Raw genomic sequence first — 10,974 nt, 5'->3', positions numbered from 1 at the left:
TCTGCGTGTCGGTCAGGCGATCCCCGTTGTCGTAGGTGTAGGTCGTGCGTTGTTCCGCGTTGCCGGTGACGGCGCCGTTCGCTTCCTTCTGTTCGGTGCGGTTGCCGTTGGCGTCGTAGGCGTACGCCGCGTGCGCGATCCCGCTGCCGGCCTTGGCGTGGACGATCGACTGGATGCGTCCGGCGGTGTCGTATTCGGTGGTGCTGGTCTATCCATCGGGCCGAGTAAGGACATGGAGCTTGCCGCTTGGGAAGTAAGCCAGCGCGGTCGTCCCCTGCCCAGGCACCGTGACCGCATCATTCTGGTTCAGGGCGTTGTAGCCCCACAGCGTGGTCGCACCGTCGCTGCTGAGCTGGGTGCGGTTGCCGACCGCGTCGTAGGCATAGACCGCCTGTTTGCCATGCACGTCGGTGTCGGCGTCGAGGCGCTCGAATGCGTCGTAGTGGCGCGTGGCGTGGCGGGTGGTGCCGTTGATCGTTCGTCGATCGCGGTGAGGTTGCCGTTGCCGTCGTGGTGGTACGCGGTGGATCGCCGGCAATCGCGGGCAAAAGCAGCGCCCATCCCGGCCGGAGAAATCGCGTGCTTCCTGCGTACTGCAAGGGGCGCGAACCCCGCGCCTGCCTTGGCCGCCCGCATGAAGTACCTCGTCCTTTCCCTGCTCCTTTCCGCACTCTTCGGCGCGCCGCCCTTGCAGGCGCACAGTGGCCCGCTCGACCCTGCATTTGGCGTTGGCGGCATGCAGCACTACGGCTTCCAGGGGCAGATCGGCCCGAATGGCAATGGCGATTCCGCGCGCGTCGGCTGCCCTGGTCCGAACGGCAGCTTCGTCGTTGTCGGTTCCGCATCCGGCGGCAGCCGCATCGTCACCAACCGCTTGTTGCCGAATGGCGAACTTGACCCGTCCTTCAGCGGCGACGGCAAGGAAAGTTTCGATTTCGACGGCAGTTCCGCCTATGTGAGCTACGCACCGGCGGTATGCCTGCCGACGGGCGATGCGGTGATCGCCCATGTCATCACCGATGGCTCCGGCGAGCAGAACCTGCGCCTGCTGCGCGTCGGGCGCGACACCGGTTTGCCGGTTGTAGGCTTCGGCGTCGGCGGCGTGGTGGATCTGGACCTGGACCAGTACATCGCCGGCCTCGCCAAGGACGAGGTGCCGGTCGGGCTCAACGTGCTCGCCAACGGCGATCTGGTCGTGACCGGTTTCGTCACCCTGCCAAACTCCGTGGTCAAGGCATTCGCTGCCGTGCTCGATGCGGCAGGACACGTGCGCGCGGCGAAGCAGGTGGACTGCTGGGTGGCCAGCACCGCCATGGACGCTTCGCAGGGAGCGCTGTGGGTATTCGGCTCCAGCGGCAATGGCGCCTGTCGCCTGACCCTCGATCGCAACACGCTCGCGCAGAATGATCGGCTGCTCGGGCCAGCGACGCCGGGCCACTATCCCGGCGCTGCACGCCTTGTCCGCGATGGTGTCGTGGCGATGGCGGTAACCCGGTTTGCTCCGAACGGTGGCAGTGGCCTGCGCGCCGGCATCGACGTGTTTCGCGGCGACACGGTCACGCACGTCACGCTGCCGATCCCGGCATCGACCAGCCTGCTCAACGGCGGCGTGAGCTATCCCGGCGTGCAGGTCCTCGCGGGCGGCCGCGTGCTGTACGGGAACACCGCCATGGACATCGCCAGCGGCGCGCCCAATGGTGAGTACTTCGCGCTCGTGCGCATCGGCCGCGATGCCGCTGGCGATGGACTGGAAAGCGCGTTCGGCGGTGGTGGCGTTCGCCTCGCGCGTTTCGAGCCGCAAGCGTCTGCTTGCCAGACCAATGCGCCACGCCAGTATCTGCATCGCATGACGCAGTGGCAGGGCCGCCCCACCTTCGTCGGCAAGGCCGATGCCGACTGCCTTGGCACGAATGCGGGCGAGGACTATCTCGTCGGTCGCATCGAGACGAACTACCTGTTCGCCGACGGGTTCGAATAGAACGGAGTCCGCTCCGCTGCTCCGGTTCGCGTCTCGATGGCCGGCACGCCCGGCTTACAATGCCGGACCGCGGTTGAGGGAAGGCCATGCACGACAGCGACTACCAGCGCCGCAAGGACGCGTACTTCGCCTTGCTTGACCTCGCCCCGGCGGCGCGCGAGGAATGGCTGGACGCGCTGGCGAGCGAAGATGCGGCATTCGCGGCCGACCTGCGCGCGCAGGTTGCCGCCATGGATCAGCCGCTGGCCCTGCTCGACCGCGCCGGCGACGGCGCGGCTTCGCCCGAACTCGCACACTACACGCTGCTGCGCGAACTCGGACGCGGCGGCATGGGCCGCGTGTGGCTGGCCGAGCGCCGCCTCGGCGACGCCGTGCAGCAGGTCGCGCTGAAACAGATCGTGCACGCAAGCTGGGGCGAGGACGACCGCCGCCGCTTCGAACGCGAGCGGCGCATCCTCGCCGGACTCGCGCATCCGAACATCGCCGCGCTGGTCGATGGCGGCAGCGACGCGAACGGCGCACCGTACCTCGCCACCGTGTACGTCGACGGCGAACGCATCGACCGGCACGTCGAGACGAACGCGCTGCCGATCGCCGCGCGCGTGCGCCTGCTGGCGAAGGTCGCGGCGGCGGTCGCCTACGCGCATCGCCAGTTCGTCGTGCATCGCGACCTCAAGCCGGCGAACATCCTCGTGCGCAGCGACGGCGAGCCGATGCTGCTCGACTTCGGTGTCGCGCGCCTGCTCGGCGAGGACGCGATCACAAGCACCGGCCCGAGCCAGATGACCTTGCGCTACGCCGCGCCCGAGCAGGTTCGTGGCGATGCGGCGAGCGGCGTCGGCAGCGACGTGTATGCACTCGGCGTGCTGCTGTACGAAGTGCTTGCCGGCGCCTCGCCGTATGGCGACGTGCGCGACCAGTCCGCCCTGCTTGCGGCGATCCTGCGCGAGCAGCCGCTGCCGCCCTCGCGGCGTGCGCCCGGCATCGACCGCGACCTCGATGCGATCGTGATGAAGGCGCTGCGCAAGCGCGCGGAAGATCGCTACGTCGGCGCGGATGCGTTCGCCGACGACCTGCGCCGCTGGCTCGCGCACGAACCGGTGGAAGCGCGCCGCGGCGAGCGCGGCTACCGCACGCGCGCGTTCGTGCGTCGGCGCTGGCCGTGGCTGGCTGCGGCCTCGCTCGCCGGTGCATTCATCGGCTACCACCTGTTCGCGCTCGACCGCCAGCTCGACCGCACGGAGCGCGAACGCGACCGCGCGCAGGCGCTCGCAGGCTATTTCGGCGACCTGTTCAAGAGCGCGAAGCCGTCCGATACCGAACGCGGCGACATCAGCGCGCGCGAACTGCTCGACCGCAGCGTGAAGAATCTGCGCGACGACACCGCGCGCGCGCCGGCGACGCGCGCGACGATGCTGCTCGCGGCGGCCGATGCGCTCGGCTACCTGGGTCGCAATGCCGAGGCGCGCGACGCCTATGTGGCCGCGATCGACCTGCTGCACGGCCTGCCGGCGCCGGATGCGAACCAGCTCGCGCACGCGCTCAGTGAGCTGGCCAGCAACCGCATCCTGATCGGCGAATCGGCGCTCGCGCGGCAGAATGTCGACGAGGCGCTTGCCATCGTCGATGCCGGTCGCGTCACCGACCCGTATCTGCCGATCACCCTGCTGCAGCAGTCGGCGATGCTGGCCGAAGAGGCGGGTGATCTTGCAGGCGCACGCTCCGGCTACGAGCGCGCGGTCGAACTTTCGCGGCCGCTGCTGCACACGCGCGAAGGCGTGGTCGGCTACCTGGCCGCGCAGACCAACATCGCGACCTGGGACATGCGCGACAACGACGCGCTGCCCGCCGCTGAGGCGCGTCTGCGCGAAGCGCTCGAGGTGGCGCAGCGCGAGCATTTCGAGGATCCCTACAGCGTGTTCCCGATGCGCACCTATCTCGCGCGCGTGCTGTACGACCAGAACAAGCTGGCCGAGGCACGCACAGTGCTCGATCCGGTGCTGCGCGAGGCGCGCGCCTGGTACGGCGCGCAGGACTCGTGGCTGGTCGTGATCTTCTCGCATGGCGCCACGCTGGCGACGCTGGAAGGCCGCACCGGCGAGGCCATCGCGCAACTCGATGCCCTGCTCGCGGGCAGTGGCGGCGCCGGCGAGGATCATCCCAACCGCTGGACCCTGCGCTCGGACCGCGCGATCGCGAGTCTCGCCGCCGGACAATGGACCGACGCGATCGAACGCCTGCAGGCCGTGCTCGACTGGCGCGCGCGCAGCGACAAGCCCGACGGCCCGAACGCACGCTTCGAACGAGCCGCGCTAGCCTACGCGCGTTGCCGCGTGCAGCCCGGCGAGGTGGCGCAAGCACGACTGCGCGAAGCGTTGCAGGATGCGCAGGCTTTTGGCGGCTGGAAGCGCTGGCCCGCGAAGGCCTGGCCGGCCGCCTGCGAGGGCGCATCCGTCGCTGCCGGCGGCTGACGCGGATCCGAATTCCCGCACATGGCCGGCGCGGCAGATGCTTGCCGCGCCGGCGGGTTGCACGCGTACGAAGGCAGCGGAGCGAACTCCATCTGCCGGGCAAGCGGGGGCTATTGCACCTCGGCGGCCAGTTCGGTCGCCGTCATCGGCCCGACCACGTTCGTGTCGGTATGCGACGTGATGAACTGGCGGAATTCGACGCTCGCCTTCGCGCCGATGGACAGCCCCTTGGCGCGCGATGCGTCATCCACCTTCTTCTGCTGTTCTGCCGAAAGCACCGGCCCGACCGCGAGGTAGTCCCACGAGTCGCCATCGGTGTGCGCATACCACTGCGCCTGCGGCACGCCGGCAGCCTTGTCGACCGCATCGCGGGCCGCCATCCACTTCAGGAACTCGACGTGCTTGCCGGGCGCGACATGGTAGATGCCGATGAGCGCCTTGCCGGGTTCCGCGGCGCTGGCGCTGCGCGGGGCGAAGGCGATCATTGCGATGGCGAAAGCCAGCGCAGTCAGAACGGTGGCGCGGATAGAACGATGCATGACGCTCTCCCTTGTCGGACGCAAAGCGGCCCGTCACTGCCGGCTGGAAGGAAGCGGTCGGGGAGCGCCGGCACTCGCCGGCCGCGCTTGAACGGGCCGCAGGAGATTGGACCCGACGCTACGCCTGCACCCGTGCAGCGTCAATGCGCCGTGCCTGACCGATCCCGTACCATGTGCAGTCGCCGCACGTTCGCATCGCGCCGCCCCTTCCACCGCCCTGGATTCCGTCGATGAAATGTCCCTTCCTGCTGCTGGCGCTGTCGGCCATCGTGCCGTTGTCGCTGGTGTCCGCGCAGACCCCCGACCCGCTCGACATCCGCGCCTGCACTGCGATCGACAATGATGCGCAGCGCCTCGCCTGTTACGACAGCGCCACGCACCGCGACGATCGCGAGGCGCAGCGCGCCGCCGACGAACACATGCGCGCGACCGGCGTCTTCACCCAGCCCGACCAGGTGGCGGACGTGCCGGCGTCGGCCCCGCAGCGCTCGCTGCTCGACAGCCGCTGGGAGCTCGATCCGTCGAGCAAGCTCGGCACGTTCAACCTGCGCAGTTATCGCCCGGTCTACGTGATGCCCGTGTTCGCGACGAGCCGTCTCAACACCGCGCCGCACAGCCCGAACCCGAACAACACCGCGACCGAACCCGCGCACCTCCAGAACATCGAGGCGAAGTTCCAGTTCAGCCTGAAGACCAAGATCGTGCAGGACCTGCTCGGCGACGGCGACCTGTGGATGGGCTACACGCAATCGTCGCGCTGGCAGGTGTACAACAACGGCGAGTCGCGCCCGTTCCGCGAAACCGACTACGAACCGGAGGCGCTGCTCGTCTACGGCACCAGCCACGAGCTGCTCGGCTGGAACCTGCGCCTGCTCGACATCGGCATCAACCACCAGTCGAACGGCCGCAGCGATCCGTACTCGCGCAGCTGGAACCGCATCGTCGCCGACATCGGCTTCGAGCGCGGCGACTGGACGCTGATGCTGCGCCCGTGGTGGCGCATTCCCGAGTCGCGCGGGGACGACAACAATCCCGACATCGCCGACCACGTCGGTCGCGGCGAGGTCACGCTGCTGCGCAACTGGAACAACCAGACGTTCGGGCTCACGCTGCGCCACTCGCTGCGTGGCGGCGATGCGAACCGCGGCTCGGCGCGCTTCAGCTGGAGCGTGCCGATCGACGGCAAGCTGCGCGGCTACGTCGAACTGTTCCACGGCTACGGCGAGAGCCTGATCGACTACAACCACGAGGCGACCTACCTCGGCGTCGGCCTGTCGTTGCTGGATTGGTATTGAGCGCGCTGCGGTCCGACGCGCGTCCAAAGATGTAAAGGTGGCGCGCCGTCATTGTTGTCGCGCCTCGATCCCCGTATGCTCGCGTACGCGCAGTCTGCATTGCATTCTGTGCCGGGGTTCGCAGTTCTCGAAACAGGGGATCTTCATGCATTCACAGCAAGTTGCCTTGCGGCGACGGCGGGCGGTCGTGTGCGCCGCGGTTGCCGTGTTCGGAACCGCCTTCACGTCAGCGGTGCCCGCCGGCGACGTCTTCGTCATGCGCCAGAGCCTCGTCGCCAATGGCGGCGGCTTCATTTCCGACAACTGCTACCGATTGCTCTCCGCGATCGGGCAGCCGGTGCTCGGCCTCGTCGGCAACGGCGAGTTCGTCCTGGAGTCGGGCTTCCTCTCCTCCACGCCGTCGACCGACGACAGACTGTTCCGATCCGGATTCGAAACCAGCTCAGGGGCCTGCAAAAAATGAAATCACTTTCTCGCACCAGGAAAAACATCCTTGCAATGGCCCTCGGCTTGTCCTTCGCGCAGGCCGTGCTCGCCGTTCCGCAGACGCCCGAATTCAACTACCAAGGCAAGCTCGAGCAGAACGGCTATCCGGCGAACGGCAACTACGCGATGACGTTCTCGCTGTGGGATGCCGCGACGGGTGGCAACCAGATCGGGGCAACGATTTCCGAGCCCGCATGGCCGGTGGTGAATGGCATCTTCAGCATCAACCTTTCATTCGCCGGTGCGTTCGACAACGAGCAGAGCTGGATCGAAGTCAGCATCAACGGCGCAGTGCTAGCGCGCCAGCCGATTGCGACGGCGCCAATCGCGCAATTCGCATTGAACGGAAATGTCGGACCGGCGGGTCCTGCCGGTCCTGCGGGTCCTGCGGGTCCTGCAGGTGCAGCCGGGCCGGCGGGTCCGGCGGGTCCACAGGGTGCCACCGGCGACGCGGGCCCGACAGGTCCGCAAGGCGCAACCGGTGCACAGGGCGCAACCGGCGCAACGGGCGAGGCGGGCCCGATTGGACCGTCAGGACCGGCGGGTCCGATTGGACCGTCGGGACCCGCGGGTCCGATCGGTGACACGGGTCCGACCGGTGCGGTCGGGCCGCAGGGCGCTACGGGTGCACAAGGTCCGGCGGGTGCGACCGGTGCAACGGGTGCGCAAGGTCCCGCGGGTCCAGTCGGTGCGACCGGCGCGCAAGGTGCCATCGGTCCGCCGGGTCCTGCCGGTGCGACGGGGGCACAAGGTCCTGCCGGTGCAACGGGGGCACAAGGTCCCGCCGGCGCGCAGGGCGCGACCGGTGCGCAAGGTGCGACGGGGCCGGCAGGGCCGGCAGGTCCAGCAGGTCCGGCCGGCAGCGGCAAGTACATCGTCAAGATCAACGGCACGGCGAGCACCTTGCTCACGAGTCCGCTGTACCCGATCAACGTCAGCGGCTACTCGGGAGCGGTCGCGCTGATATCGCCGCAGAGCTACATCATGCAGATCGATGCCGGCGGTACGGTCGGCGGATCGGGCACCGCGACCTACGCGAGTACCGATTGCAGCGGCCCGGCTCTCGTCGTCACCACCACAGTCAATCCGGGTGGGGTGCTCGCACTGGGGCAATTGAACAAGCTCTATTACATCCCGCGCACCGGTGCGACCGTATTGAACAACCCCACACCCGGAAGCCGCTCCAACAATGCCTCCGCGTGCGCGGCCTACACCACGCAGATCACGGGTACGGCGTATTCAGCGCCGCCCAATGCACCTGCCGTGACAGGCATCGATCCACCGCCAGAGCCGATCGCGGTGACGATCGACTACCTCCCCTGATCGCGTAGCGACGTCCGAAAACCGTTTGTGCTGGGCGCAGTCGAACCAGGCGACCCTTCGACTTCGGCCCTGCGGGCCTGCGCTCAGGGCGAACGGAAGGATGGGCTCGCGCTCAGGGCGAACGGATTTCTTTCAAGCCGTTCGTGTCGAGCGCAGCGGAGCGGAGCTGCGCGAAGTCGAAACACCGGCGCGTTGCGCAATGTCTGGAACAGCCCCTTCGACTCCGGCCTTCGGCCTGCGCTCAGGGCGAACGGGAAGGGAGATGGCTTGTGCTCAGGCCTGCCCAGACGTGATCCGGGGGCGAACGGATTTCTTTCAAGCCGTTCGTGTTGAGCGCAGCGGAGCGGAGCTCCGCGAAGTCGAAACACCGGCGCGTGGCGCAATGTCTGGAACAGCCCCTTCGACTCCGGCCTTCGGCCTGTGCTCAGGGCGAACGGAAAGGGAGATGGCTTGTGCTCAGGCCTGCCCCGAACGTGATCCGGGGGCGAACGGATTCTTTCAAGCCGTTCGTGTTGAGCGCAGCGGAGCGGAGCTCCGCGAAGTCGAAACACCGGCGCGTTGCGCAATGTCTGGAACAGCCCCTTCGACTCCGGCCTTCGGCCTGTGCTCAGGGCGAACGGATTCTCTTCATTGACCGTTCGCGCTGAGCGCAGCAGCCGCAGGCTGCGGAGTCGAAGCGTCATCGCCGCTTTCGTTGCGCCGTTCTCGCGAGGTCGTGCACTGCGTCCCAGTCGCCGCGAACCCAGGCGAGCTTCTTTGCGCGGCTCCAGCCCTTGAGCTTGCGTTCCATCGAGAGCGCCTCGTAGCGCGTCTCGAAGGCTTCGGCATGCAACAGGGTCAGCGGACGCCGCGTCGCGGTGTAGGAGCCGCAGGTGCCGGCGTCATGCTGTTGCATGCGCGCGTCGAGATCGTCGGTGTGGCCGATGTACAGACTGCGATCGGCGCACTCGAGAATGTACACGGTGAAAGCCACGACGTTCCTTCGCCCCGAATCTTCCTGTCGTGAGCGTAGCGCGAAAAGGGTTGCTGGTCCGTGCCGAAACCGGGGTTCGATTATGGACAGAGCCCTTCGACTCCGGCCTTCGGCCTGCGCTCAGGGCGAACGGGAAGGGAGACGGCCAGCGCTCAGGGCGAACGGAAAGGCAGACGGCCTACGCTCAGGGCGAGGAGGTTTCGTGCGAACGGTCCTTGAACCCGTTCGTGTTGAGCGCAGCGGTGCGCAGCTCCGCGAATCGAAACACCGTCACAGGTTCTGGTAGTTCGGACCGCTGCCGCCTTCGGGCGTGGTCCAGGTGATTATCTCGTACGGATCCTTGATGTCGCAGGTCTTGCAGTGCACGCAGTTCGCGGCGTTGATCTGCAGGCGCCTGCCGGCGCCGTCGGCGACGATCTCGTAGACGCCGGCGGGGCAGAAGCGCTGGCACGGGTTGCCGTATTCCTCGACGCACTTCGTGATGCAGATGTTGGTGTCGGCGACCTTGAGGTGGACCGGCTGGTCCTCGTCGTGTTCGGTTGCGGCGAAGTACACGCCGGCGAGTCGATCGCGCGGCGCGAGCGTGCGTTCGACATAGGCGGGCTGCTCGTCCGACGGCGCATTCGGTCCTGGCTGCGTCGCCGCCGTCGTCGCATCGAGCATGTGCAGCGAGTTCCAGTCGGCGTGGTTCTTCAGCGTCCACGGCGACAGGCCCTGGGTGACGGTTTCCCAGCCCGCATTGGCGAGGCCGAGCCACAGGCCCTGGTTGAAGCCGGGGCGGATGTTGCGCACCTTCTTCAGCTCCGCGACGACGCGCGAGGCGCGCAGCTTCGCGTCCCACCCCGTGCTCGTCTTCGCGGCGGCGACATGTTCCGCCGCGAGCATCCCCGAGCGGATCGCCTGGTGCGTGCCCTTGATCTTCGGCACGTTCAGCAGGCCGGCCGAATCGCCGATCAGCAGCGCGCCCGGCATCTCCACCTTCGGCAGTGACTGGTAACCGCCTTCGACCAGCGCACGCGCGCCGGCCGAGACGATCGTGCCGCCATCCAGCAGCGGCTTGACCAGCGCGTGGTTCTTGATCTGCTGGAACGCTTCCCACGGACGGAACAGCGGATCGGAATAGTCGAGTCCGCCGACGAAACCGATCGCGACGCGATCCTGGTCGAGGTGGTAGATGAAGCTGCCGCCATAGGTCCGCGTGTTGAGCGGCCAGCCGAGCGTGTGCATGACCTTGCCGGGTTCGGCGCGACCGGCCGGCAACTGCCACAGTTCCTTGATGCCGATGCCGTAGGTCTGCGGGTCGCAGTCCTTGTCGAGTGCGTACTTCGCGATGAGCTGCTTGCTCAGCGAACCGCGGCAGCCTTCGGCGAGCACGGTCAGCGGCGCCTTGATGTCGATGCCCTGGGTGTAGCCGCTCTTGTGCGTGCCGTCCTTCGCCACGCCCATGTCGCCGATGCGCACGCCGCACACCGCACCGTTGTCGTCGAACAACGGTTCCGCCGCGGCGAAGCCCGGATAGATCTCGACGCCGAGCGCTTCGGCCTGCGGCGCGAGCCACGCGCACAGCGCGCCGAGCGAGACGATGAAGTTGCCGTGGTTGTGCATCTGCGGCGGCGTCATCGGCGACTTCGTCGCGCGCGTTGCGTCGCGCAGGTACCAGAACTCGTCCTTCGTCACCGGCACGCAGATCGGCGGCGGGTTCCTGCCCCACTCGGGCAGCAGTTCGTTGAGCGGTTCCGGCTCGATCACCGCGCCGGACAGGATCTGCGCGCCGACCGCGGAGGCCTTCTCGATCACGCACACGCGGATGTCGGGGTCGAGCTGCTTCAGGCGGATCGCGAACGCGAGCCCGGCCGGGCCGGCGCCGACGGTGACGACGTCGTATTCCATGATGTCGCGTTCGCTCATT

General features: G+C 67.8%; 9 protein-coding genes. 5 read left to right on the top strand and 4 right to left on the bottom strand.

Going from position 1 to position 10,974, the window contains the following annotated elements; all coding sequences use genetic code 11:
• Positions 1-208: 208 nt before the first annotated feature.
• A complete protein-coding gene (locus tag ACILRJ_RS16925) occupies positions 209-538 on the bottom strand; it encodes a hypothetical protein (RefSeq protein WP_395684383.1) in 330 nt (109 codons plus the stop codon).
• Between the two features lie 96 nt (positions 539-634).
• Between ACILRJ_RS16925 and ACILRJ_RS16920 the strand changes: the two genes are divergently transcribed.
• Both ACILRJ_RS16920 and ACILRJ_RS16915 read left to right on the top strand, forming a co-directional pair.
• A complete protein-coding gene (locus tag ACILRJ_RS16920) occupies positions 635-1,978 on the top strand; it encodes a hypothetical protein (protein ID WP_395684382.1) in 1,344 nt (447 codons plus the stop codon).
• An 86-nt stretch (positions 1,979-2,064) separates the two neighbouring features.
• Positions 2,065-4,449: a protein kinase domain-containing protein gene (locus tag ACILRJ_RS16915; protein ID WP_395684381.1), complete on the top strand. Its 2,385-nt coding sequence runs from the start codon at positions 2,065-2,067 to the stop codon at positions 4,447-4,449.
• A 110-nt stretch (positions 4,450-4,559) separates the two neighbouring features.
• Here ACILRJ_RS16915 and ACILRJ_RS16910 read toward each other — a convergent pair whose 3' ends face one another.
• On the bottom strand, positions 4,560-4,988 hold the full coding sequence (locus tag ACILRJ_RS16910; RefSeq protein ID WP_395684380.1) for a hypothetical protein: 429 nt from the start codon (positions 4,986-4,988) through the stop codon (positions 4,560-4,562).
• Positions 4,989-5,218: 230 nt separating this feature from the next.
• On the opposite strand from ACILRJ_RS16910, the gene ACILRJ_RS16905 reads away from it, so the two are divergent.
• From ACILRJ_RS16905 to ACILRJ_RS16895, 3 genes are all read left to right on the top strand, one after another.
• Entirely contained in the window at positions 5,219-6,283 is a 1,065-nt protein-coding gene (locus ACILRJ_RS16905) for a phospholipase A (RefSeq protein ID WP_395684379.1), read from the top strand.
• A 205-nt stretch (positions 6,284-6,488) separates the two neighbouring features.
• Entirely contained in the window at positions 6,489-6,746 is a 258-nt protein-coding gene (locus tag ACILRJ_RS16900) for a hypothetical protein (RefSeq protein ID WP_395684378.1), read from the top strand.
• A gap of 35 nt (positions 6,747-6,781) precedes the next feature.
• The gene (locus ACILRJ_RS16895) at positions 6,782-8,092 is read left to right on the top strand and encodes a hypothetical protein (protein ID WP_395684377.1); all 1,311 of its coding nucleotides are present in this window, start codon (positions 6,782-6,784) and stop codon (positions 8,090-8,092) included.
• A gap of 679 nt (positions 8,093-8,771) precedes the next feature.
• Here ACILRJ_RS16895 and ACILRJ_RS16890 read toward each other — a convergent pair.
• Together ACILRJ_RS16890 and ACILRJ_RS16885 are read right to left on the bottom strand one after the other, a co-directional pair.
• Positions 8,772-9,065, bottom strand: coding sequence for a GIY-YIG nuclease family protein (locus ACILRJ_RS16890; protein WP_395684376.1), 294 nt, complete (start codon positions 9,063-9,065; stop codon positions 8,772-8,774).
• A 270-nt stretch (positions 9,066-9,335) separates the two neighbouring features.
• Positions 9,336-10,973: a 4Fe-4S dicluster domain-containing protein gene (locus tag ACILRJ_RS16885; protein ID WP_395684375.1), complete on the bottom strand. Its 1,638-nt coding sequence runs from the start codon at positions 10,971-10,973 to the stop codon at positions 9,336-9,338.
• Between the last annotated feature and the right edge of the window lies 1 nt (position 10,974).

Origin of the sequence: Dokdonella sp. (genome assembly GCF_044227025.1) — a bacterium.
Taxonomy (GTDB): Bacteria; Pseudomonadota; Gammaproteobacteria; order Xanthomonadales; family Rhodanobacteraceae; genus Dokdonella_A.
The sequence above is the reverse complement of the archived record's forward strand: the minus strand, read 5'-3'. Positions and strand labels throughout refer to the sequence as shown.